Below are 24,010 nucleotides of genomic sequence, written 5' to 3'. Positions count from 1 at the left end.
CGCGCCTTTCGTCTTCAGTCGATCCTGCCGGTGGTTTCGCACGCGGTGCGACGACAGGCAATTGACGCGTTGCGCAAAGCGTTCTCGACAGGGCCCGCGTCGCGGGTTAATTTTCCGCCGAAAGGCAGACATATGACATCTATACTGATCCTCAACGGCCCCAACCTGAACCTGCTTGGCGCGCGCCAGCCCGAAATCTACGGCCACACCACGCTGGCAGATATCGAGGCGCAATGCGCGCGCAAGGCCGAGGCGATGGGGATCGGCATGGCGTTCGAGCAGAGCAACTTTGAAGGCGCGCTCGTCGATCACATCCACGCTGCGCGCGGCGCGCATGACGGCATCGTCCTGAACGCCGGCGCCTATACGCACACCTCGGTGGCGCTGCGGGACGCGATCAGCTCCGTCGCTCTTCCGGTGGTTGAACTTCACCTCTCAAACGTCCATTCACGCGAGGAATTTCGCCATCGCAGCTATATCGCCCCGGTTGCGCTTGGCGTTATCTGCGGTTTCGGCGCGGCGGGATATGCGCTGGCGATGGACGCGCTGGCGGGGCATCTGGATGCTGGCGGATGATCCCGACCGACGACCTGCAGGCGTTCCTGAACGCGCCCAGCATCGAGAACCTGTGGGACATGCTCGCCCGCCGGTTCGCGCGGCACGGATTCGACCGGCTGATCTACGGCGCGACTCGCTACCGCACAGGAACCTCGCTGGGCGATCCGGACGATTTCATCCTGCTCAGCACCCATGACCGCGCCTACACCGACCGTTTCGTCGGCGATGCGCTTTACTTTCATGCGCCGATGGTACGCTGGGCGCTCGACAATGACGGGGCGTGCTCGTGGTCGGTGCTGCACGAGATGGCCGAAACCGGCACGCTGACGGCGGATGAGCGCAAGGTGATGGAGTTCAACGCCCGTCGCGGCGTGACGGCGGGGTATTCGATCAGTTTCCGCTCGACCTCGCCACGGCTCAAGGCGGCGATGGCCCTGACGGCCCGTGTCGGGAAGACGCAGGACGAGGTGGACGCCGTTTGGCGCGAGCATGGCGCGGATATCCAGGCGATCGCCACCGTCGCCCATCTGCGCATCCTGTCGCTGCCCTACACCGCCCCGGCCCGCACGCTGACCCCGCGCCAGCGCGAGGTGCTGGGCTGGGTCGGCGACGGCAAGACGGTGCAGGACATCGCCCAGATCCTCAATCTGACCCCGGCCACGATCGAAAAACACCTACGCCTGGCGCGCGAAGCGCTCAACGTGGAGACCACAGCGCAGGCGGTGCTCAAGGCGTCGTTCCAGCACCAGATTCACAGCTCCTGAAACCGTCCCCGCGCGGCGTTTTTTACCGCAGGGTAAGGAATCCCGGACTTCCCTTACTTAACGTAAGGGCGCATCATGTTTCTGTTCCGTGAGTGGTGGCCCTTCTGGCCCGGGAACATTGGATCGCGATCCCCGGGATTACGGGGCTCTTGCGACCCATACGGCAATGCCGGTCGTCGGCAGCCGGCCAATTTTCGGCTCGGCTGTCGGCGGTTCATTCTCCCTGTGATGCACGGGCCGTGTCGCGTCAGGCAAATCCGGAAGATTTCGGATGAATTGGAGCGGACCCGACATGCCATGCCGGAGCCGAAAAGCAGACGGGGCGCCCGAAAGAGCGCCCCGTTTCTTTCGATCCGGTTCGAAGGGCCTCAGCCCTTGGCGGCCTTGGCCACCTCGGCGGCGAAGTCCTCTTTCTCGACCTCGATGCCTTCGCCGACCTCGAGCCGCGCGAACCCGGTGATCTCGGTTCCCGCTTCCTTGGCGGCCGCCTCGACGGTGAGGTCCGGATTCATGACGAAGGCCTGACCCATCAGGGTCGCCTCGGCGATGAATTTCTTCATCCGGCCTTCGATCATCTTCTCGATCACCTGCTCGGGCTTGCCGCTCTCGCGGGCGATGTCGATCTGGACCTGGCGTTCCTTGTCGACAATGGCCGGGTCGAGTTCCGCCTCGTTGAGCGCGGCGGGCTTGGTCGCGGCGATGTGCATCGCGACCTGGCGGCCGAACGCCTCGTCGCCGTTGAACGCGACGAGAACGCCGATCTTGCCCATGCCTTCGGCGGCGGCGTTGTGGATGTAGGACGCAACGCTGGCTCCGCTGACCGAGACCATGCGGCGCAGGCTCATGTTTTCGCCGATGGTGGCGATCTTGTCGGTGATCGTCTCTTCCACCGTCTTGCCGCCCAGGTCGGACGCCTTCAGCGCCTCGAGATCATCGGCCTTGACAGCCGCGTCGGCGACCGAGGCGACCATCGCCTGGAAATCGGCGTTCTTGGCGACGAAATCGGTTTCCGAGTTGATTTCGACCGCGACGCCGCGGCCGCCCTCGACCTTGACCGCGACGAGCCCCTCGGCGGCGGTGCGCCCGGATTTCTTGGCGGCCTTGGCGAGCCCCTTGGTGCGCAGCCAGTCGACCGCCGCCTCCATGTCGCCGTCGTTCTCCGTCAACGCCTTCTTGGCGTCCATCATGCCCGCGCCCGTGGTGTCGCGCAGTTCCTTTACCATTGCAGCGGTAATCGCCATCTCGGCTCTCCTCGAATGTTCGTGGCGGTCCGGCGCGGGACGCGCCGGGCCCTTGTGTCAGAATGAAGCGACGGCGCTCAGCTGTCGGCTTTCTCTTCCTTGCCGGCCTCGCCGGCCTGCTGCGCCATTTCCGAGACCTCTTCGCTCGACTCGATGTCGAGCGGCGCGTCCTTGCTCATGACGTCGTCATGCGCGGTCTCTTCGCTGACGGCGCCCACTTCGACGCCGGCCTCAGGTGCGGCGGCTTCCTCGACAGGCGCTTCTTCCATTGCGCCGATATCGACGCCGGCGGCGTCGAGCTGCGCGGACATGCCGTCAAGCGCGGCGCGGCTGACCAGGTCGCAGTAAAGCGCGATGGCGCGCGCCGCGTCGTCGTTGCCGGGGATGATGTAGTCGATCCCGTCGGGCGAGCAGTTGGTGTCCACCACCGCGACGATCGGAATGCCCAGCTTCTTCGCCTCGGCGACGGCCAGTTGCTCCTTGCGCACGTCGATCACGAAGAGCAGGTCGGGCACGCCGCCCATTTCGCGGATGCCGCCCAGCGAGGCTTCCAGCTTCGCCTGGTCGCGCTCGAGCCCGAGACGCTCTTTCTTGGTGAGACCCTCAGCGCCGCCTTCCAGCGTTTCGTCGATCTCCTTCAGGCGGTGGATCGATTTGGACACCGTCTGCCAGTTGGTGAGCGTGCCGCCCAGCCAGCGGTGGTTCATGTAGTATTGCGCGCATTTCTCGGCCGCCTCGGCGATGGGCGCGCTCGCCTGCCGCTTGGTGCCGACAAAGAGGATGCGGCCGTTCTTGGCCACGGTTTCGCGCACCACGTTCAGCGCGGCGTCGAGCATCGGCACCGTCTGCGTGAGGTCCATGATGTGGATGCCGTTGCGCGCGCCGTAGATGAACTCGCCCATGCGGGGGTTCCAGCGCTGCGTCTGGTGGCCGAAGTGAACGCCTGCCTCGAGCAGCTGGCGCATGGAGAACTCGGGAAGAGCCATGTCTTGTTCCTTTTCCGGTTTTCGCCTCGGCGCGGGGTGAGAAGCGAATGCTTCAACCGGTGGACCTATAGGGATGTCTCCCCCATGGACCCGCCCGCGCCTGCGGATTTCAGTGCCGCGCATATAGACGGGCGCGCCGGCGGACGCAAGGGGGCTGTTACCGGATCTGCGCCATTGCCGGAAGGCGGAAAGCCGCTTACATAGCTCGGGCCGATGCAGGACGAACGGACGCATGAACACACCCTTCGACGAAGACCCGATCCCGCCGCGCACGCGCCCCGGCCTGCTGGCGCGGCTGCGGGCGAGCTTTCTGACCGGGCTGGTGGTGATCGCGCCGGTGGCGCTCACCATCTGGCTGGTCTGGGCGCTGGCGGGCTGGGTGGACAGCGTCGTACTGCCGTTCATTCCGCATCAGCTTCGCCCGGAACGCTATATCGGGATCAACCTGCGCGGCCTCGGCGTGATCGTGTTCCTCGTGTTCACCGTCATCGTCGGCTGGGTCGCCAAGGGGCTGATCGGGCGTTCCTTCATCCGCTTCGCCGAATCATTGGTCGAGCGGATGCCGGTCGTGCGTTCGATCTATTCCGGGGTAAAGCAGATCGCCGAGACGATCTTCGCCCAGACCGAGCGCTCGTTCGAGAAGGCCTGCCTGATCCAGTATCCGCGCAAGGGGATATGGGCGATCGGTTTCATCTCGACCTCCGCCAAGGGCGAGATTTCCCAGAAGGCCGAAACCGGCGGCCAGTTGATGAGCATCTTCCTTCCCACCACGCCGAACCCGACCTCGGGATTCCTGTTGTTCCTCCCTCGCGAGGACGTGATCGAACTCGACATGACGGTCGAGGACGCGGCCAAGCTCGTGATCTCGGCCGGGCTGGTCTATCCGGAGAAAAAGCAGAAACCGCAAGACAAAGCCGCCTGAACGGGCGGCTTTCGCATCAACTGAACATCTCCGCGAGGTCGGTCGTGCCGCGTTTCCCGATATCGTCCTTGTGCGCGGCGAGGAACCGCTCCGCGGCCGCGCGCCCCGCGGCCTTGAGCCTCCCGAGGAGATAGGGCGTCGCCACCAGCTTGGTCGCGACAGACAGTTCGCGCATGAGGTCGTCGTCGGCGATCATGTGCACGTAAAGCCGCTTGAGCGCGCCCTCGGGCAGACGCCCCTGGTCGAGCAGCCGCTGCGCGAAGGAAATCGCGCGCAACTCGCGCAGCAGCGACGAGTTGAAGCTGATCTCGTTGATCCGGTCCTGGATCTGCTGCGGGCTGCGCGGCACCTCGGGGCGCTCGAGCGGATTGATGTTCACCACCAGGATATCGGGGGGAAGATCGGCGCCGAACAGCGGAAACAGCGCCGGGTTGCCGGTATAGCCGCCGTCCCAGTAATGCGCGCCGTCGATCTCGATCGCCTGGAACAGCGTCGGCAGGCAGGCCGAGGCCAGTAGCGATTCGGTGCTGATCTGCGCGCCGGTGAACACGCGGATCTTGCCGTCATGCACGTTGGTCGCCCCGACGCAGAGAAGCGGCGCCTGATCGGCGCAGACCTTGTCGTAGGAGAACGTCTCGACCACGGGGCGCAGCGGGTTCGAGTAGAACGGGCCGTATGCATAGGGCGACACCAGCCGCGAAACGGCGTCGAGCCCGTTCAGCGGCACGGTCTGTTCCATCGCCGCGCTGAGCGCGCCGGCGAGCGAGCCGTTCATCCATGCGGGCATCCGCATGTCCTGCACCGCGCCCATCCGGCCCCAGAACCAGTCGAGGTTCTCGCGCGCGCCCTCGCGCCCGCCGGCGATCCAGCCCGCCTTGTAGGCGGCGCCGTTCAGCGCCCCCGCCGATGTGCCGGAAATCGCCGCGACCTCTACCTCTTCGTCCTCGAGCAACCGGTCGAGCACGCCCCAGGTGAAGGCGCCGTGAGCGCCACCGCCCTGAAGGGCCAGGTTGATGCGTTTCACCGTCATCTCGGGCGCAGGCGCGCGCGGCGCGGAGAAGGCGCCTCCGGTGCGGATATTCGGGGCAAGAAGAAGATGCGGGCGGGCCTCACCTCAGAGCGCAGTCCAGCCGCCATCGACGCTGATCGTCGTGCCGGTCACCTGCGCGGCGGCGTCGGAGCAGAGGTAGAGCGTGGTGCCGCCCAACTGCTCGACGGTGGCGAATTCCTTGGACGGTTGGCGTTCGAGCATGACCTTCTCGATCACCTCGTCGCGGTCCATGTCGTATTTCTCCATCGTGTCGGGGATCTGGGCCTCGACCAGCGGGGTGAGCACGTAGCCGGGGCAGATCGCGTTGGCGGTGATTGGCTCGCGCGCGGTTTCAAGCGCCGTGACCTTCGTGAGCCCGACGATGCCGTGCTTGGCCGCGACGTAGGCCGCCTTGTAGGGCGAGGCGGTCAGGCCGTGGGCCGAGGCGATGTTGACCACCCTGCCCCAGCCGGCCTTGCGCATCATCGGCAGCGCGGCGGCGGTGGTGTGGAAGGAAGAGCTGAGGTTGATCGCGATGATCGCGTCCCATTTCGCCGTCGGGAACTCCTCGATCGGGGCGACGTGCTGTATGCCGGCGTTGTTTACCAGGATGTCGCAGGCGCCGGCGGTCTCGACCAGGGCGCGGCACTGGTCGGGGTCGGACATGTCCGCCTGTATGTAGCGCGCCTTTACGCCGAACTCGCTGGCCATGTCGCTGGCCAGCGCGTGATCCTCTTCCGAATCGGTGAAAGAGTTGAGCACGACATCGGCGCCCGCGCGGGCCAGTTCGCGCGCGACGCCCAGCCCGATTCCCGAAGTCGATCCCGTGATGATGGCGGTCTTGTCCGTGACGCTCATGTTCTGCGCTCCGTCTGGTTGCAGGCGCTGCATATCATGCTGCAAGGACGAATGTCAGGGGCGCAGGAAGGGCGGCGCGCTGCGGCAGGACAAAAAAAACGCCAGCACTAGGCTGGCGTTCAGTTATTGAGGCAGGTTTCATACAGGCAAGAAACCTATCGAGCAGTAACTTCCTTATAAGCAATCTCGCGCCCGTATCCAAGCTAAAAGTTTGAAAAGACGCAAAACCGTCTCTAGGTTCAGCCCCAGTCATACAAGGGCCGAAGGGGATTGTCGCCGAAATGAGATCAGTTTTTTTCCCCCTCATGGGCCGCGTCAGCGCCTTTCTGTGCTGGGCTTTGCCGGGTCTCATGGCGACGCAAGCAGCCCTCGCCGAGCAGCAGCATGGCATGGCTATGTACGGCGCCCCCGCCCTGCCACCGGATTTTGTGTCGCTGCCTTACGTAAACCCCGATGCGCCCAAGGGCGGAGCGGTAGTGACCGGCAATATCGGGGGGTTCGATTCGCTCAACCCGTTTCAGTTGACGGGCAGCCCGCCCTGGCAGCTTCGCTTCTTTGCCTACGAGTCGCTGATGGGGCGATCCTGGGACGAACCCTTCACGATCTACGGCCTCCTGGCCGAATCGGTCGAGGTCGGACCGAATCGCGAATGGGTCGAATTCACGCTGCGCCCCGAGGCGCGGTTCTCGGACGACAGCCCGGTGACGGTCGAGGACGTGCTCTGGTCGCTGGAAACCCTCGGCACGGTCGGGAACCTGCGCTACCGCGACCTCTGGTCCAAGGTCGCGAAGGCCGAGCAGACCGGGCCGCGCAGCCTGCGCATCACCTTCAACGCGCCCGAACGCGACCTCGCGCTGTTGGTGGGCCTGCGTCCGATCATCAAGAAGGCGCAGTGGGCGGAGAAGGATTTCGCCGATGGCGGCCTTGCCGACATTCCCATCGGCAGCGCGCCCTACGTGGTCGAAAGCTACGAAGTGAACCGCAACGTGGTGCTGCGCCGCAACCCGGATTACTGGGGCAGGGATCTGCCACTGCGCCGCGGCACCAACAATTTCGATGAGATCCGCATCGAGTTCTACGGCGACAACGCCGTGATGAAGGAGGCCTTCAAGGCCGGTGAGATATCTTACGTGCGCGAGTTCAACGCCGAGAAATGGGAAAGCCAGTATAATTTCCCCGCCGTGCAGCGCGGCGAGATCGTGAAATCCGAGATCCCGAACGGCAAGCCATCGGGCATCACCGGTTTCGTGATGAACACGCGGCGCGCGCCGCTCGACGACTGGCGGGTGCGCGACGCGCTGATCCATGCGTTCAACTTCGAATACGTCAACGACGTGCTGACCGGCGGGCGGCAGCCGCGCATCACCTCATATTTCTCGGGCTCGGAGCTGGGCATGCGGCCCGGCCCGGCGTCGCCAAAGGTGCGGGCGCTGCTCGAACCCTTCGCCGATAGCCTGCCGCCCGGCGCGCTCGAGGGCTACGCGCTGCCCGAGGGCGACGGGAGCGCACGCAATCGCGCCAACCTGCGCCACGCCCTGCGCATGCTGGAAGAGGCCGGCTGGACCGTGCAGGACGGGGTGATGAGAAACGCCGCCGGCGCGCCGCTGGAGCTCACGGTCGTGCTGCAACAGGACGGGCTGATCCAGCAGGCCACGTCGATCATGGAGCTATACGCCCGCGCGCTCGAACGCCTGGGGATCACGCTCAGGATCGAGAGCATCGACAAGGCGCAATACGCCGAGCGCGAACGCAGCTTCGATTTCGACCTTACCTTCATGCGCCGCGACCTGTCGCTCAGCCCCGGCAACGAGCAGTATCTCTACTGGGGGGCCGAGGGCGCGGACACGCCGGGCGGGCGCAACCTCATGGGCATGAAAAGCGCCGCCGCGGATGCGATGATCGCCGCGATGCTATCGGCGCGGACGCACGAGGAATTCGTCACCGCGACCCGCGCGCTCGACCGGGTGTTGATTTCGGGTCGCTACGTGATCCCGATTCACAGTTATGCAGTCGGGCGGATTGCCCACAAGCGGCAGTTGCACTATCCTGCCGACCGGCTGCCGCTCTATGGCGACGGGGTGGGATTCCTGCCCGAAGTCTGGTGGTATGCCGACGAAGATGCGGGCGCCCAAGACTGAGCAAATCAGCAGGTGCCAGAGCGGAATTGAGAGAGCAGGCAAGGCAACCGAATGAAACACCTGATCGTAATCGCGATGCTGGCCGTCGTCGCGGGCTGCGCCACGGTCGACGGCGTCGGCCAGGACATTTCCGGCGCGGCGCGCGGAGTGCAAAGCTGGTTCTGACGCAAGCGACGTCGCAACATCCGTCTCGGGCATGATCCGGCGCACGCCCCGACCGCGCGCCGGTCGGTGGGGTCTTGCATTGCGCGCTTGAGCGCCCTACCCGGAATGGATGCTCTCGATCCACGATACGGGCGCCAGCCCGCCCTGCCCCGCACCTTTCAACCTTGCCGCCCACGTGCTGACCGCCGCCGAGCGCGTGCCGGAGAAACTGGCGCTGTCGGTGATCGGACCCGAGGGGACCGAGGACTGGAGCTATGGCGCGCTCCGCGCGGCTGTCCTTGGGACCGGCGCAGGTCTGCTGGAGCATGGGGCGCGGCCCGGCGACCGTGTGCTGCTGCGGCTGGGCAACACGGCGCAGTTTCCGATCGCCTATCTCGGCGCGATCGCCGTGGGGCTGACGCCGGTCCCGACCTCGACGCAGTTGACCGAGCCCGAGGTCGACAAGATCATCGCCCATCTTGAACCCGCGCTCATCCTGCGCAACGCCGACGTCGCCTGCCCCAAAACGCGGACGCCGGTGATCGGCGCCGACGCCCTGCGCGAAATGTGGTCCGGTCCGCCCGCCGAATGGGAGATGGGCGATCCGGCGCGGCCGGCCTATATCGTCTATACCTCCGGCACCTCGGGCGCGCCGCGCGCGGTGGTGCATGCGCATCGCGCGATCTGGGCGCGGCGGATGATGGTCAAAGGCTGGACCGGCCTGCGCGAAGATGACCGGCTCTTGCACGCCGGCGCGTTCAACTGGACCTTCACGCTCGGCACCGGCCTTATGGACCCGTGGAGCGTGGGCGCGACCGCGCTGATCCCTGCGCCGGGCACGGAACCGGCGCAGCTTCCCGATCTGTTGCGACGGCACGAGGCGACGATATTCGCCGCCGCGCCGGGGGTTTACCGCAAACTCCTGAAGTCCGGCCGCGCGCTCGACCTCCCCAGGATGCGCCACGGCCTCTCGGCCGGAGAAAAGATGCCGGACAGCATCCGCGCGGCATGGGAGGGCGCGACCGGCACGCCGGTGCACGAGGCCTACGGGCTCAGCGAATGCTCGACCTTCCTGTCGTCAAGCCCCGCGCGCACCGCCCCGCCCGGCACGCTGGGCTATCCGCAGCCGGGTCGGCGGGTGGCGCTGCTCGGCCCCGAGGGCCCCGTTCCGCGCGGCCAGCCCGGCGTGATCGCGGTGCACCGCGGCGATCCCGGCCTGATGCTCGGCTATCACGACGCGCCCGAGGCGACGGCGCGGCGGATGCAGGGCGATTGGTTCTGCACCGGCGATCTCGGGCAGATGGAGGCGGACGGGGCGATCACCTATCTCGGGCGCGACGACGACATGATGAACGCCGGAGGGCTGCGCGTCTCCCCGCTCGAGGTCGAAGCGGTGCTCGCCACCTGCCCCGGAATCACCGCCTGCGCCGTGACCGATATCGAGGTGCGCGCCGACGTGCGGGTCATCATGGCTTTCTACACCGCCCCCGCACCGGTTGACGCGGGAACGCTCGACCGCCACATGAATGGGGCGCTCGCCGCCTACAAACGCCCGCGCGGCTACGTCCATGTCGACGCCCTGCCGACCGGGGCCAACGGCAAACTGCAACGCCGCGCGCTGGCGCAACTCTACGAGGCCCCGAATGGTGAAACTTGATATCATTTCCGATCCGATCTGCCCGTGGTGCTATATCGGCAAGACGCTCCTTGACGCGGCGCTGGAACAGCGCCCGGATCATCCCTTCACGATCGAATGGCACCCCTTCCAGCTCAACCCCGACATGCCGGTTGAGGGCATGGACCGGCGCGCCTATCTCGAGGCGAAGTTCGGCGGTCGCGAGGGCGCGGTGCGCGCCTATGCGCCGGTGCTTGCGCGCGCCACGGACGCGGGTCTCAACCTCGATTTCGAGGCGATGGAACGCACGCCCAACACGCTCGACGCGCATCGCCTGCTGCACTGGGCCGGGATCGAAGGCGCGCAAGACCCAGTCGCGATGGCGCTCTTCGCCGCCTATTTCGAGCAGGGCCGCGACATCGGCGACGCCGAGGTGCTGGCCGACATCGCCGATCATGTCGGCATGGACGCCGCGATCGTGCAGAAACTGCTGGCCAGCGACGCGGATCGCGACGCCATCCTCGCGCGCGAGGCGCAGTTCCGCGAAATGGGCATAACCTCGGTCCCGACATTCATCGTCAACGGCAAACATGCCGTGCCCGGCTGCCAGGACACCGCGCTCTGGGTCCAGGTGATCGAGGATATCAACGCCCAGATCGCCGCCGCCGAGTGATGGGCCGACGTTTGTATACCTTTGCATGCCGACTTTCCATTACCGGGGTTATCCGGTAGAGACACCTCAATTCCGATTCACGTCACGCGAAAGGCTGGCCAATGACCAAGATCAAGGTGGAAAACCCCGTCGTCGAACTCGACGGCGACGAAATGACCCGGATCATCTGGGATTTCATCAAGAAGAAGCTGATCCTGCCCTATCTCGACATCGATCTGAAATATTACGATCTCGGCATCCAGTCGCGCGACGAGACTGACGACCAGATCACCGTCGACGCGGCGCACGCGATCCAGGAACACGGCGTCGGCGTCAAATGCGCGACCATCACGCCGGACGAGGGCCGGGTCGAGGAATTCGGCCTGAAAAAGATGTGGCGCAGCCCCAACGGCACCATCCGCAACATCCTGGGCGGCGTCGTCTTCCGCGAACCGATCATCTGCGACAACGTCCCGCGCCTTGTCCCCGGCTGGACGAAACCCATCGTGATCGGGCGCCACGCTTATGGCGACCAGTATCGCGCGACGGACATGAAATTCCCCGGCCCCGGCACGCTCAGCATGAAGTTCGTCGGCGAGGACGGCACGGTGATCGAAGAGGAAGTGTTCAAGGCCCCCTCCTCGGGCGTCTACATGGGCATGTACAACCTCGATGAGTCGATCAAGGATTTCGCCCGCGCCTCGATGAACTACGGCCTGCAACGCGGCTGGCCGGTGTATCTCTCGACCAAGAACACGATCCTCAAGAACTACGACGGCCAGTTCATGATCCTGTTCCAGAAGGTCTTTGACGAGGAATTCAAGGACAAGTTCGAAGCGGCCGGCATCACCTACGAACACCGCCTGATCGACGACATGGTCGCGGCGGCGATGAAATGGTCCGGCGGCTATGTCTGGGCCTGCAAGAACTACGACGGCGACGTGCAGTCCGACACCGTGGCGCAGGGCTTCGGCTCGCTCGGGCTGATGACATCCGTGCTGATGACGCCGGATGGCAAGACGGTCGAGGCCGAGGCGGCGCACGGCACCGTGACTCGTCACTACCGCCAGCACCAGAAGGGCGAGGAGACGTCGACCAACTCGATCGCGTCGATCTACGCCTGGACCGGCGGGCTGAAGCACCGGGCGAAGCTGGACGAGAACGCGGAGCTCAAGAATTTCGCGGAAACGCTGGAGCGGGTCGTCGTCGAAACCGTCGAGGCGGGCCACATGACCAAGGACCTCGCGCTTCTCGTCGGGCCCGACCAGGGCTGGCTCACCACGATGGGCTTCCTCGAGAAGGTGGACGAGAACCTGAACAAGGCGCTTCAGGGCTGAGATACGCCCTGCCTTTTGGATGATAAACGGGGGCCCTCGCGGGCCCCCGTCTTTTCGTTCGGGAACCGTCCTTCCCGCCGGCGCGTTCGCACATGCGCACAGCAGGGATGAGACCACATGGACAAGACCACCGCGACGGCGAGCGACCTGATGGGTGGGCTCTGGCAGATCATGCCCGGGCCGATGCGCGAAACGGTCGCGACACATGTCGCGGGGTTCTGGGCGGTGCTGCCGCAACTGGTCGCGGCGATCGTCTTCCTGGTCGTCGTCTGGATCGCCATCACCCTGATGCGCTGGCTCTTGCCCAAGGCGTTGCGCCGGGCCCGGATGCGCGCTGCACTGGTCGATGTTTCGGTGATGCTGCTGACCGTGCTGATGTGGTTCGCCGGCCTCCTGATCGCGGCGACGATCATCTTCCCGACGGTTACGCCGGGCAAGGCGCTCACCGCGCTCGGGGTCGGCGGCATCGCCATCGGCCTCGCCTTCAAGGACACGTTCGAGAACTTTTTCGCCGGCATCCTCGTGCTCCTGCGCGAACCATTCGCGAAGGGCGACTTCATCGAATGCGAAGGCATCGAGGGCCAGGTCGAGAAGATCACCGTTCGCGACACCCGGCTGCGCCGCACCGACGGGCAACTCGTGGTGACCCCCAACGGCTTCCTGTTCAAGAACCCGGTCACCGTGCGCACCTCGGGCGATTTGCGCCGCACGACGATCATGTGCGGCGTCGCCTATGGTGAGGATGTGGACCAGTCGCGCGAGGTGATCGCCGATGCGGTGCGCGGCGTCGATTCGGTGCGCAACGACGTCAAGGACGTGCAGATTTTCGCCAATGAGTTCGCCGCCAGCGCGATCACCTTCGAGGTGACATGGTGGACCGGTTCACGCCCGCTCGACATCCGCGAGTCCCGTGACAAGGTGGTCGCGGCGGTCAAGCGCGCGCTCGACGACGCGGGGATCGAGATCCCCTTCCCCTACCGCACGCTCACATTCAAGGAACCGCTGACCACCCGCGCTGACGACAGCGAAAAGTGAACTTTCGGACTTCTTCGGGTGGAACACCCCCACCGCGTCCGGCGGACGCCGCGCTCCGGCGGCGCGCAATGTTCTTCGAAGAACATTGCCAAGACTTTTCTCGAAAAGTCTTGGCCCCCCTCACCCCATCGCGCGCAACCGCTTGATCAGGCTCGACGTGTCCCAGCGCCCGCCGCCCATCTTCTGCACGTCCTTGTAGAACTGGTCGACCAGCGCGGTGACCGGCAGCGACGCGCCGTTCTCGTTCGCCGTGTCGAGACAGATTCCCAGATCCTTGCGCATCCAGTCCACCGCGAACCCATGCTCGAACTCATCATCGAGCATCGTCTCGTAGCGGTTGACCATCTGCCAGCTGCCCGCCGCGCCCTGGCTGATCACCTCGGTGACGGCGCGCCCGTCAAGCCCGGCCTTCTCGGCGAAATGCAGCGCCTCGCTCAGCCCCTGCACCAGCCCGGCGATGGCGATCTGGTTACACATCTTCGTGACCTGGCCCGCGCCGCTGTCGCCGATGCGGCGGCACAGCTTGGCGTAGATCTCCATCACCGGCTCGGCGGCGGCATAGGCGTCCGTATCGCCGCCGCACATGATCGAGAGCTGCCCGTTCTCGGCGCCCGCCTGCCCGCCAGAGATGGGCGCGTCGACGAAATTCAGCCCCGCCTCGCGCGCCGCGTCGTAGAGCTCGGCTGTGACCTTGGCGGAGACCGTGGTGTGATCAACGAAGATCGCGCCCGGCTTCATGCCTGCAAACGCGCCATCTTCGCCAAGGCAGACCGCGCGCAGATCGTCGTCGTTGCCGACGCAGGCCATCACGAAATCGGCGCCCTCGGCGGCCTCGCGCGGGGTCGGCGCGCTGGCGCCGCCGTGTTCGCTGACCCAGGCCTCGGCCTTCGCGCCGGTGCGGTTGTAGACGCGCACGGAATGGCCCGCGGCCTGCAAATGCCCGGCCATCGGAAAGCCCATGACCCCCAGCCCCAGGAATGCCAAATCGCTCATGTTCTTTCCTCCGCTTGCCATTGTCTTGGTCCGGATTTCTGACTATCCCCGCCTTGGGATGCAAGCGCAAAAGGCGGGGCAGGCGCAGAGCGGCATGGCGATGCTATTCAAATGGCTGATGCGGATTGCCGGCGCGCTGGTCGTGCTTGGCCTCGTCGCCGTGATCGCGCTCTATTTTCTGCTGTCACGCTCCTTGCCCGATTACGACAAGACGCTGCACGTGAAGGGACTGGCGGCGCCGGTGCAGATCGTACGGGACAACGCCAACGTGCCGCATATCTTCGGCACGCAGGATACGGACGTGTTCTTCGGCCTCGGCTACGCCCATGCGCAGGATCGTCTGTGGCAGATGACGATCCTGCGCCGGACCGCGCAGGGGCGGCTGTCGGAGGTGTTCGGCAAACGCACCCTCCCCATCGACAGGCTGATGCGCCGCTACGACATCTACGGCGCCGCGCGCGACTCGGTCGCCGCGCAGACGCCGGAGGCGCGCGCGGCGCTCGACGCCTACGCGGCGGGCGTCAATGCGCGCGTGGCCGAGATCAACAGCGCCGCGCTGGGGCGCGGCGCGCCCGAGATGTTCATCTTCAACGCGCCCATCTCGCCCTGGGCGGCGGCTGACAGCATCGCCCTGATCAAGCTGATGGCGGTGCAATTATCCGCCCAACTGCCCAATGAGGTGCGCCGCGCGCGGGTGTCTCTTGCGCTTGATGACGACGCGCGGCTGAAGGACATCATGCCCGACGCGCCGGGCAGCGGGATCGCCGCGCTCCCGGATTACGCGGCGCTCATGCCGGGAACCGAACTGCCGCGTCACGCCGCCGTCGCGCCGCCGCCGCAGCACCCGTTGTCGCCGTTCCATCCGCCAGAACTGGCCGGCGCGTCAAACGCCTGGGCCGCCGCGCCGTCCCGCTCGGCGGCGGGGGGCACGTTGCTCGCCAACGATCCGCATCTTGGGTTCACCGCCCCGGCGGTCTGGTATCTCGCGCGGCTCGACCTCGCCGCCGGCGGCGTGATCGGCGCGACCATCCCCGGCGTGCCGGTGGTGCTGACCGGGCGCAGCGACCGGCTTGGCTGGGGGATCACCTCGGCCTATCTGGACGACCAGGACGTGCATATCGAACGTCTGAACCCCGACAACCCCGAGGAATACCTGACCCCGGACGGCTACAAGCCGTTCGAAACCCGCCGCAGCATCATCCGCATCGCGGACGAGGACCCGGTCACCATGACGCTGCGCGCCACCGACAACGGCCCGGTCCTGCCCGGATCGCGTTACAACCTCGGCGCGGTGACGCCCGCCGGCCACGTGGCGACGGTGGCCTGGACCGCGCTCAGCCCGCGCGACACCACGGTGAGCGCCGCGATGGCGCTGATGCGCGCGGACACGGTCGAGGCGGCGATCGAGGCCGGCGCGCTGTTCGTGGCGCCGGCGCAGAACCTCGTCGTCGCGGATCGCGAACATATCGCGATGAAACTGGTGGGCGCCATGCCGCGGCGCGACGCGGAGCACGAAAGCAAGGGCCGGATGCCGACCCGCGGCTGGATCGAGGCGAACCGCTGGCAGGGAACCTACCCCTACTCGGCCAACCCGGAATTCATCAACCCTCCGGGCGGTATACTCGGCAACACCAACAACAAGACGGTGGACCGCCCGTTCCCCGCGCATGTCAGCTACCTCTGGGGCGACACGCAGCGCATCCACCGCTGGCAGCGCCTGATGCAGAACCGCGAGGTGCATACCCGCGACAGCTTTATCGAGGCGCAGCTCGACACCGTGAGCTTCACCGCGCGCTCCCTGCTGCCGCTGATCGGCGCCGACCTGTGGTTCACCGGCGAAAGCGCGCCCGAAGGCACGCCCGAGCGCCTGCGCCAGCGCGCGCTGGCGCTGCTCGCCGACTGGAACGGCGAGATGAACGAACACCGCCCCGAACCGCTGATCTACGCCGCCTGGCTGCGCGCGCTCCAGGACCGGCTGGCGCGCGATGAACTCGGGCCTCTCAACGCCGAGTTCACCCATGCTGACCCGGTCTTCATCGAACGGGTCTACCGCGACGTGGACGGCGCCGCCGCCTGGTGCGACGTGGTGCAGTCGGGCCCCAAGGAGACCTGCACCGACATCGCGCGGATGGCGCTTGACGATGCGCTGGTCTGGATCACCGAACGCTACGGCACGGCGCTGGAGTCGCTGCGCTGGGGAGATGTGCACCAGGCGACGCAGGATCACCCGGTGCTGGGCGACGTGCGTCTGCTGCGGTATTTCGTGAATATCCGCCAGTCCACTTCGGGCGGCGATCACACATTGATGCGGGGCCGCACGAGCGGCACGGGGCCCAACCCGTTCGAGAACGTGCATGGCGCGGGGTATCGCGGGGTCTACGACTTCTCCGATCCCGACAGCAGCGTGTTCATCATCTCGACCGGCCAGTCCGGGCATTTCCTAAGCCGCCACTACGATGACATGGCCCAACTCTGGCGGCGGGGCGAATATATCCCGATGTCGCTTGATCCCGAACTCGCACGGGCCGCGGCGGTCGGGGTGACAGAGCTCCTCCCAGCGGAGTGAGCGCCCGGCGCGCCTGCGTCAGATCTCCGCGAACTGCGCGGCGTCGCGCGCCGACCAGCGCACGTCGAGCGCGAAACCCGTTTCGGTCTGTTCCTCATGCTCGACCAGGCCGCGTTCGAACAGCCATGCGCGCTTGCGCCCCTCGTCAAAGCGCAGATGCAGATGCGCGGCCCGCGTGCCGGCCGTCAGCGCGGCGGAAATCCGCTCCACAAGCGCGTCCATGCCCTCGCCGGTGACCGCAGACAGCGCCTGCACCTCGTCCTTGCGCGCGGCGCGCGTCAGGAGCGCCGCGCGCGCGTCCGCGTCCACCAGGTCGATCTTGTTCCAGATCTCGATGCGCGGGGTCGATTCGGGCACCTTCAGGTTCTCGAGGATCGCCTCCACGTCGGCCTTCTGCTCTTCGGTCTCGGGGTGGGAGATGTCGCGCACGTGGCAAATGAGATCGGCGCTCAGCACCTCCTCGAGCGTGGCGCGGAAGGCGGCGACCAGTTCGGTCGGCAGGTCCGAGATAAAGCCCACCGTGTCGCTCAGGATCACCTCGGGGCCGCCGCCGGGAAGCTCCACGCGCCGCATCGTCGGGTCGAGCGTCGCGAACAGCATGTCCTTCGCCATCACCTCGGCCCCGGTCAGATGGTTGAACAGCGTCGATTTCCCGGCGTTCGTGTACCCCACGAGCGCGACGATGGGGAACGGCGCCTTGGCGCGGGCGGCGCGGTGCAGGCTGCGCGTCCTCACCACCTTTTCAAGCTGGCGGCGCAGGCGCACGAGCTGGTCGTCGATGGCCCGACGGTCCGCCTCGATCTGGGTTTCGCCGGGACCGCCGACAAAGCCGACGCCGCCGCGCTGCCGCTCAAGGTGGGTCCAGGCCCGCACGAGGCGCGTGCGCTGGTAGGACAGCGCGGCCATCTCGACCTGCAACACGCCCTCGCGCGTTGCGGCGCGGTCGCTGAAAATCTCGAGGATGAGCCCGGTGCGGTCGAGAACCTTGAGCTTCCACGCGTTTTCGAGGTTGCGCTGCTGCACCGGCGTGACCGGGCCGTCGATCAGGACCAGCTCGATTTTTTCGCGCTCGAACAGCGCGCGCAACTCCTCAATCTTGCCCTTGCCGAACAGCGCCCCGGGATGCGCCTTGGGCAGCCTGACCACGCCTGCCCCGCGCGTGTCCAGCCCCGGAAGCGCATGGGCAAGGCCCACCGCCTCTTCCAGCGCGCGGTCAGGATCGCGCGCCTCCGCGTCGCGCGAGCGGATGTCAGGATGCAGAACCCAGGCGCGGGTGTCCACGGGGGCGTGATCCATCACTCGGAATCGTCACCGTCGTAGAGGTTGATCGGCTGCGACGGCATGATCGTGCTGACGGCGTGCTTGTAGACAAGCTGCGACTGCCCGTCGCGGCGCAGCAGGATGCAGAAATTGTCGAACCACGTGATGACGCCTTGCAGCTTCACCCCATTGATCAGGAACACCGTCACCGGCGTCTTGGTCTTGCGGACCTGGTTGAGGAACGCATCCTGTAGGTTTTGACGGTCAGAAGCCATTTATTTCCAAAGCCTTTGTTCTTTCGTACGCGGCGATCCCGCGCCGTGTGTGCCGTTATCCGATCAAGTATGTCGCGCCCGGCGCGGAGTTTCCAGCCAAAAAATCGGCGCGCCCGGCGGCGCGCCCTGCACGGCCGGGATGCGTCGGGGCGTGTTGCGCTCAATCGCGCCAGAGCGCGGGGTTGAAAAGCGCGATGATCGCCAGCGTCTCGAGCCGCCCCAGCACCATCGCGGCGCACAACACGAGCTTGGCCCAGGCGCCGATCTGGTTCAGCACGATCGGCGCCTCGCCCGCAACCTGGGTCAGCGGCCCGGTGGTGGACAGCGTGGCGATGGACAGGATGATCGCCGGCTCGAACTTGATCCCCAGCGCGGTCAGGATCACGGTGATCAGCGCCAGCGACAGCGCGAAGAGCATGAAGAAGATCCACGCCACGAACGCGCCCTGCCGCCGCATCCGGCGGCTGCCCGCGCTGGCCCGCCCGACCGAGGAAGGATGCACCAGGCGCTCCATCTCGCGCTGGCCGTTGAGGTAAAGCGCATAGACCCGCAACAGCTTGACCCCGCCCGCGGTGGTGGCGACGCCCCCGCCGACCAGCGACAGCCCCATCAGGATCATTCCCGGCGTGCCGAGCCCGGACCATCCCTGCGCCGCGTCCCAGTAGGCGCTTTCGAACCCGGTCGTGCTGAGGAAGGACAGCACGCTGAACACGCCGCCCCAGAGCGCCGCGAACGCCGAGGGAATTTCCTCGAGTTGCTCGACGTCGTAGGCCCCGACCCAATGGCGCAGGAACAGCAGCAGCGGGACCCCCAGCACCAGCAGCATCCCGAGCCGGAATTCGGGGTCGTTATGCAGTCCCGGACGCGCCGTGGTGATCGTGTCGGAGGAAAACGTCAGCCGCGACAGCGCGAAGGTCATGAAGAAGAAGATGACGATTTCCCCGCCAATGCCCGACCCCGCGTTCTGCACGCCGCCGACCGGCGAAATCCCGCTGGTCGCCATCGTCGACATGGCGTGCACGAAGGCCACCAGCGGCCGGTCGCCGCCAACCACGAGGAAAAGCCAGAGCGCCCCGGTCAGCGCCGCGTAGATCGGAGCCAGCGCAAAGGCCGTCTGCGCCACCCGCCTGCCGGTGTTGGCGCGCTCGAACCGGTCGAGGCGCATGTCCCCCTGCCCCGGCTCCGCGCTCGCCGTGACCTCGAATCCGCCGAGGTTGAGCGGCGCGAGCACCGCCGACGCCGCGATCCACATCAACAGCCCGCCCAGCCAGCCCACCATCCCGCGCCAAAGGTGCAGGCTGTCCACCAGCCGCTCTGGCGTATCGAACAGCGTGGCGCCGGTGGTGGTGAGCGAGGACACCATTTCGAAATAGGCGTTGAGGAACGTCGTCGTGCGCAATCCTTCATAGAACGGAATGGCGAGGAACAGGGGCAGCGCCGCGAAGGCGAGGCAGAGCGAAAGAAGGTTGTTCAGATCGCTGGCCTCGCGCCGGGGGTTGCCGCCCAGAGCAAGCCCGATCAACCCGACCAGCGCCAGCCCGAGGAGCCCCGAATAGGCAAAGCTGCGCGAAACGGTGTGCTCATCATGCACCAGCGCGTGCAGCGCGGGCAGGAACATCGCCATCGCCGCGATCCCCGCAAGCAGCAGGAGCAGCGGAAAGGCGAGGATTCGCCGGGATATCGCGCTAGAAGAAGTCAATCGAGACCTGGAGAAGCTGCTCGACCCGCGCCACGTCCGACGCCATCGCGAAGATCACGATCACGTCGCCCTCCTCGATGCGCATCGCGCCGGTGGGCTTCTTGATTTCGTTCCCCTTCCTGACCGCGCCGATCAGCACGCCCTCGGGGAAATCGATGTCGCGGATCGCCGCGCCGGCGATCGAGGAGGTCGACATCACCTGCGCCTCGATCACCTCGGCCTCGGCGTCGCCGATGGAATAGACGCCGCGCACCCGCCCGTGGCGGATATGGCGCAGGATCGAACTCACGGTCGTGGAGCGCGGGTTGATATAGGCGTCCACGCCGATCGGCTCCAGCAGCGGCACCAGTGTGGGATCGTTGATCAGGCTGATCGCAAATGGGCAGCCCTCGGACTTGGCGCGCACGGCGGCCAGCAGGTTGGTCTTGTCGTCATCGGTCACCGCGAGCACCGCGTCGGCCTTCGGAACGCCCGCCTCGTTCAGCAACGCGCTGTCGAGGGCGTCGCCGTTCAGAACGATGGTCCGCTCGAGCGCGTCGGCGGCGCGCTCGGCGCTGCTGCGGCTGCGTTCGATCATCTTGACCCGCATCCGCCGCCCGCTGCGCTCAAGCGCATGCGCCACCGCCAGGCCGACATTGCCCCCGCCGAGGATGACGACGCGCTCCTGCTTGTGCGCGGTCTTGCCGAACACCTCGAGCGTGCGGGGGATGTCCTCGTTCGGGGCGAAGACATAGCACTCATCCCCGACGAAAAGCTGGTCGCCCGCCTCGGGCGCGAACAGCCTTCCGTCGCGGCGCACCGCAAGCACCACGACGCGCAGCGTCGAGAACAGGTCGCTCAACTGGCGCAGGGGCGTGTTCACCACCGGGCAGTCATCGTCCAGCCGCAGCCCCATGAGCTGCGCCTTGCCGTCAAAGAACTTCTCGGTGTCGAAGGCCGCGGGCGCGTCCAGCCGCTGCAACGCCGCCTCGGCGACTTCCTTCTCGGGGCTGATCACCACGTCGATGGGCATGTGGTCGCGCCGGTAGAGATCGGCGTAGATCGCGTCTAGGTAGGACTGGCTGCGCAGCCGCGCGATCTTGCGGCTGATGGAGAACACCGAATGCGCCACCTGGCAGGTCACCATGTTGACCTCGTCCGAATGCGTCGCGGCGATGATCATGTCCGCATCCCGCGCCCCCGCCCGGTCGAGCACGTCCGGGTAGCTCGCGAACCCGGCGAGTCCCTGCACGTCGAGCGTGTCGGTCGCGCGGCGCACGAGATCGGGATTGCTGTCCACGACGGTGACGTCGTTGCGCTCTCCGGACAGGTGCCGGGCGATCTGCCAGCCGACCTGGCCCGCGCCGCAGATGATGACCTTCATGGGTTCCCGTCCTGTCTTCTCGACCGGATCATAGGCATGGCAGAGGGCCGCTGGCGGGTCAATTCAATTGTCGCCGCCGCGCGGCCGTCCCTTCAGTCAAGCGGTTTCAGCCCCTTCTCGATCTGCGTGCGCCGATCTTCGAGGAACGGCGGCAGAGACAGCGTTTCGCCCAGGCGCTCCATCGGTTCGTCCACCGCGAAACCCGGCCCGTCGGTCGCGATCTCGAACAGGTTTCCGCCCGGTTCGCGGAAATAGAGGCTCTGGAAATAATAGCGCTCAACCTCGCCCGAGTTCGGGATGCGATGCTCGTTCAGGCGGCGCAGCCAGCCGCGGCTCGTCTCTGCATCGGGCGTGCGGAAGGCGACGTGATGCACGCCGCCGCGCCCCTGCCGCGCGACGGGAAGGTCGGGTTGCACCGCGACATGAAGTTCCGCCGCGGCCCCGCCCGGCCCCATCTCGAACACATGCACGGTTCCGGCGCCATCCGGGCTGGCGTAATCGCGCGTCTCGCGCATGTTCAGCACGTCGGTCAGCACCTCTTTGGTCGGGGGGAAATCGGGAACCGAGATGGTGATCGGCCCGAGGCCGCGGATCTGATGCTCGGCCGGCACGGGGCTTTTCTCCCACGGATGCGCCGCGCCGGCGGCGTCCGCCGTCAGCCGGAACCGCTGCCCCTCCGGGTCTTCGAAATCGAGTGTCGCGCGCCCGTCGAGCACGGCAATCTCGCCGCGCGGCAGGTCCGCGTCGGCCAGGCGTCCGGCCCAGAAATCGAGGCTGGCCTCGCTCACCCGCAGCCCCGTGCGGCTGATCGAGCGCGTCCCGCGCTTCTCGGGCGCCGCGGGCCAGTCGAAGAACGTCAGGTCCGTGCCGGGCGCGGCCACCCCGTCGGCATAGAACAGGTGATAGGCCGAGGTGTCGTCCTGGTTCACGGTCTTCTTGACCAGTCGCAAACCCAGCGTATCGGTATAGAACCGCTTGTTTGCGCGCGCATCTGCGGTGATCGCGGTCAGGTGGTGAATGCCAGTCAGGTCCATGATGATCTCCTTCCATGCCCTTCATATGGAGCGGACGACCGTTCCGCGCCAGCGTAGCGGACGCGAAACCGGCGTTCGTTTCCTGCGAACGGCATGGCGATCCGACGTCACCAGCAATGCCGCGTGAGGCCAAGCCGATAAATGAGGTGAAGTCTAGACCACGATGCACTGACAATGCGACCGAAACATCCCAAGGTAAGGGCAAGCCAGGTTGTTTTTGAAGGTTTTTGAAACGTCTTCGGAAGCAAGCCGACATGAGCAAACCCAACCAGTCGCGAAATTTTCCGAAATGCAATGGTAACGCGGCAGCCCCGATATCCGGCGCAGTCTGATCATTGAACCAGAAACTCTTTGGTAAACCAGGGGCGGTTCAGCCCTCTATTACCCAAAGCAGTTCCAGCTGACGGGACGGTTCGGCAACGCCTTGCGCGTGAATTCAGGTTCATTCATCCGGCAGAACATGGCAGTGCTCCGCGCTCCAACTGACGATCAACTTCGATCCGGCCTTACGTTTCAAGGTGCTCAACTCCTCATGGGATTTCTGTACCTTGAGTTCCTTGCCGCTCGCGGTTTCAAGAAAGATCATGGCCGTGCCGCCGACGAATTCGTCGCCAGCGACGGTCGCCTCGATTCCATCCTGCTCGCTGTCGGGCGCGCTCAGCTGCATGTTCTCCGCGCTGACGATAAAGGTGATCTTGTCGCCCGTCTTGGCGTCCGGCAATTCGCTCGCCGGGATGATGGCGCGGCCCTCCTCGTGGATGACTTTCCAACCCTCCGCGATCTCCTCCTCGACGGTGGCCTCGAAAATATTGGCCGAGCCGAGAAACTCGGCGACGAAACGGTTTCTCGGTTCGCGGTAGATTTCCACCGGCGTGCCGATCTGCTCGATCCGGCCGCGGCTCATGATGACGACCCGGTCAGCCATGGAGAAGGCTTCGGACATGGAGTGGGTGACGTAGACGAAGGTGATGCCGAGATCCTTTTGCAGGTTCGACAGCACGGCCTGCATGCGCACCTTGAGATGCGCGTCAAGCGCCGACAGCGGCTCGTCCAGCAGCAGGATCTTGGGCTCTGTCACCAGGGCTCGGGCCAGCGCGACGCGCTGCCGCTGCCCGCCCGAGAGTTGGGCGATGTTACGATTGGCGAATTCGGTGATCTGCATCTTGTCCAGCCACTTGCGCGCCCGCTCGGCGCGTTCGGCCTTGGCCACACCACGCATCTTCAACGAGAATTCGACATTCTCCTGCACCGTCAGGAACGGGAACAGCGCAAGGCTTTGCCACACCATCGGCGTATCGCGATCCCAGGTGGCGCGTCCGTTCACGCGTTCGCCGTCCAGGTAGATGTTGCCGCTGGTCGGATCTTCGAGACCGGCGAGCATCCGCAGGGTGGTCGTCTTGCCGCAACCGGACGAACCCATGATCGCGAGGAATTCGCCCCGGCCGATTTCGAAGTCCGCCTTCTCGACGGCGGTAAAATCGCCGAATTTCTTGACCACATTGTCAAACTTGACGATGGGGGATGATGTCATGGAGCCGTC

The 24,010-nt window shown here is 66.0% G+C and carries 21 protein-coding genes; 10 read left to right on the top strand and 11 right to left on the bottom strand.

Translation table 11 applies throughout. The annotated features are described in order from the left end of the window. Positions 1–132 precede the first annotated feature (132 nt). Positions 133–576, top strand: coding sequence for a type II 3-dehydroquinate dehydratase (gene aroQ / locus D6850_RS06555; protein WP_121164894.1), 444 nt, complete (start codon positions 133–135; stop codon positions 574–576). Beyond that, on the top strand, positions 573–1,322 hold the full coding sequence (locus D6850_RS06550; RefSeq protein WP_121164892.1) for a LuxR family transcriptional regulator: 750 nt from the start codon (positions 573–575) through the stop codon (positions 1,320–1,322). The genes aroQ and D6850_RS06550 overlap by 4 nt, the downstream gene beginning before the upstream one ends. Before the next feature lie 368 nt (positions 1,323–1,690). Here D6850_RS06550 and tsf read toward each other — a convergent pair whose 3' ends face one another. Together tsf and rpsB are read right to left on the bottom strand one after the other, a co-directional pair. Continuing rightward, positions 1,691–2,563, bottom strand: a complete 873-nt coding sequence (gene tsf / locus D6850_RS06545; protein WP_121164890.1) for a translation elongation factor Ts — start codon at positions 2,561–2,563, stop codon at positions 1,691–1,693. 77 nt (positions 2,564–2,640) lie between these two features. Then, entirely contained in the window at positions 2,641–3,549 is a 909-nt protein-coding gene (rpsB, locus tag D6850_RS06540; RefSeq protein WP_121164887.1) for a 30S ribosomal protein S2, read from the bottom strand. Between the two features lie 232 nt (positions 3,550–3,781). On the opposite strand from rpsB, the gene D6850_RS06535 reads away from it, so the two are divergent. Then, positions 3,782–4,471 carry a DUF502 domain-containing protein gene (locus tag D6850_RS06535; protein WP_121164885.1) on the top strand — a complete coding sequence of 230 codons (690 nt, stop codon included), beginning with the start codon at positions 3,782–3,784 and terminating at the stop codon, positions 4,469–4,471. A 16-nt stretch (positions 4,472–4,487) separates the two neighbouring features. Here D6850_RS06535 and D6850_RS06530 read toward each other — a convergent pair whose 3' ends face one another. Further along, positions 4,488–5,501: a patatin-like phospholipase family protein gene (locus D6850_RS06530; protein ID WP_121164883.1), complete on the bottom strand. Its 1,014-nt coding sequence runs from the start codon at positions 5,499–5,501 to the stop codon at positions 4,488–4,490. An 84-nt stretch (positions 5,502–5,585) separates the two neighbouring features. Beyond that, positions 5,586–6,359 carry a 3-hydroxybutyrate dehydrogenase gene (locus D6850_RS06525; protein ID WP_121164881.1) on the bottom strand — a complete coding sequence of 258 codons (774 nt, stop codon included), beginning with the start codon at positions 6,357–6,359 and terminating at the stop codon, positions 5,586–5,588. A gap of 305 nt (positions 6,360–6,664) precedes the next feature. Between D6850_RS06525 and D6850_RS06520 the strand changes: the two genes are divergently transcribed. The 6 genes from D6850_RS06520 (at position 6,665) to D6850_RS06495 (ending at position 13,280) form a co-directional block, all read left to right on the top strand. Then, positions 6,665–8,497: an extracellular solute-binding protein gene (locus tag D6850_RS06520; RefSeq protein ID WP_425452362.1), complete on the top strand. Its 1,833-nt coding sequence runs from the start codon at positions 6,665–6,667 to the stop codon at positions 8,495–8,497. Positions 8,498–8,548: 51 nt separating this feature from the next. Beyond that, positions 8,549–8,662 carry an entericidin EcnA/B family protein gene (locus D6850_RS06515; RefSeq protein WP_121164877.1) on the top strand — a complete coding sequence of 38 codons (114 nt, stop codon included), beginning with the start codon at positions 8,549–8,551 and terminating at the stop codon, positions 8,660–8,662. Between the two features lie 109 nt (positions 8,663–8,771). Continuing rightward, positions 8,772–10,298 carry a class I adenylate-forming enzyme family protein gene (locus D6850_RS06510; RefSeq protein WP_121164875.1) on the top strand — a complete coding sequence of 509 codons (1,527 nt, stop codon included), beginning with the start codon at positions 8,772–8,774 and terminating at the stop codon, positions 10,296–10,298. Continuing rightward, positions 10,285–10,929, top strand: a complete 645-nt coding sequence (locus D6850_RS06505) for a DsbA family oxidoreductase (protein WP_121164873.1) — start codon at positions 10,285–10,287, stop codon at positions 10,927–10,929. The genes D6850_RS06510 and D6850_RS06505 overlap by 14 nt, the downstream gene beginning before the upstream one ends. 101 nt (positions 10,930–11,030) lie before the next feature. After that, positions 11,031–12,245 (top strand): NADP-dependent isocitrate dehydrogenase, encoded by a 1,215-nt coding sequence (locus D6850_RS06500; protein ID WP_121164871.1) that lies wholly within the window; start codon positions 11,031–11,033, stop codon positions 12,243–12,245. A 183-nt stretch (positions 12,246–12,428) separates the two neighbouring features. Beyond that, entirely contained in the window at positions 12,429–13,280 is an 852-nt protein-coding gene (locus D6850_RS06495; protein ID WP_121165180.1) for a mechanosensitive ion channel family protein, read from the top strand. A 120-nt stretch (positions 13,281–13,400) separates the two neighbouring features. On the opposite strand, the gene D6850_RS06490 is transcribed toward D6850_RS06495, so the two are convergent. Continuing rightward, the gene (locus D6850_RS06490; protein ID WP_121164869.1) at positions 13,401–14,273 is read right to left on the bottom strand and encodes an NAD(P)-dependent oxidoreductase; all 873 of its coding nucleotides are present in this window, start codon (positions 14,271–14,273) and stop codon (positions 13,401–13,403) included. Between the two features lie 94 nt (positions 14,274–14,367). Between D6850_RS06490 and D6850_RS06485 the strand changes: the two genes are divergently transcribed. Next, positions 14,368–16,839, top strand: a complete 2,472-nt coding sequence (locus D6850_RS06485) for a penicillin acylase family protein (RefSeq protein ID WP_121165178.1) — start codon at positions 14,368–14,370, stop codon at positions 16,837–16,839. Between the two features lie 18 nt (positions 16,840–16,857). Here the strand turns inward: D6850_RS06485 and hflX are convergent, their stop codons facing one another. The 6 genes from hflX to D6850_RS06455 form a co-directional block, all read right to left on the bottom strand. Beyond that, positions 16,858–18,135: a GTPase HflX gene (gene hflX, locus D6850_RS06480; RefSeq protein ID WP_121164867.1), complete on the bottom strand. Its 1,278-nt coding sequence runs from the start codon at positions 18,133–18,135 to the stop codon at positions 16,858–16,860. Beyond that, positions 18,135–18,374 carry an RNA chaperone Hfq gene (gene hfq / locus D6850_RS06475; RefSeq protein ID WP_121164865.1) on the bottom strand — a complete coding sequence of 80 codons (240 nt, stop codon included), beginning with the start codon at positions 18,372–18,374 and terminating at the stop codon, positions 18,135–18,137. The genes hflX and hfq overlap by 1 nt, the downstream gene beginning before the upstream one ends. A 160-nt stretch (positions 18,375–18,534) precedes the next feature. Beyond that, a complete protein-coding gene (locus D6850_RS06470) occupies positions 18,535–19,998 on the bottom strand; it encodes a TrkH family potassium uptake protein (RefSeq protein WP_206019224.1) in 1,464 nt (487 codons plus the stop codon). Between the two features lie 61 nt (positions 19,999–20,059). Next, positions 20,060–21,436: a Trk system potassium transporter TrkA gene (gene trkA, locus D6850_RS06465; protein WP_121164863.1), complete on the bottom strand. Its 1,377-nt coding sequence runs from the start codon at positions 21,434–21,436 to the stop codon at positions 20,060–20,062. 92 nt (positions 21,437–21,528) lie between these two features. Beyond that, positions 21,529–22,470 (bottom strand): ring-cleaving dioxygenase, encoded by a 942-nt coding sequence (locus D6850_RS06460; protein ID WP_121164861.1) that lies wholly within the window; start codon positions 22,468–22,470, stop codon positions 21,529–21,531. Between the two features lie 442 nt (positions 22,471–22,912). Further along, complete coding sequence (locus D6850_RS06455) at positions 22,913–24,001, bottom strand: ABC transporter ATP-binding protein (protein WP_121165174.1); 1,089 nt, start codon at positions 23,999–24,001, stop codon at positions 22,913–22,915. Positions 24,002–24,010 lie beyond the last annotated feature (9 nt).

This window comes from Roseovarius spongiae, assembly GCF_003651245.1.
In the GTDB taxonomy this organism is placed as follows: Bacteria; Pseudomonadota; Alphaproteobacteria; order Rhodobacterales; family Rhodobacteraceae; genus Roseovarius; species Roseovarius spongiae.
The sequence above is the reverse complement of the archived record's forward strand: the minus strand, read 5'-3'. Positions and strand labels throughout refer to the sequence as shown.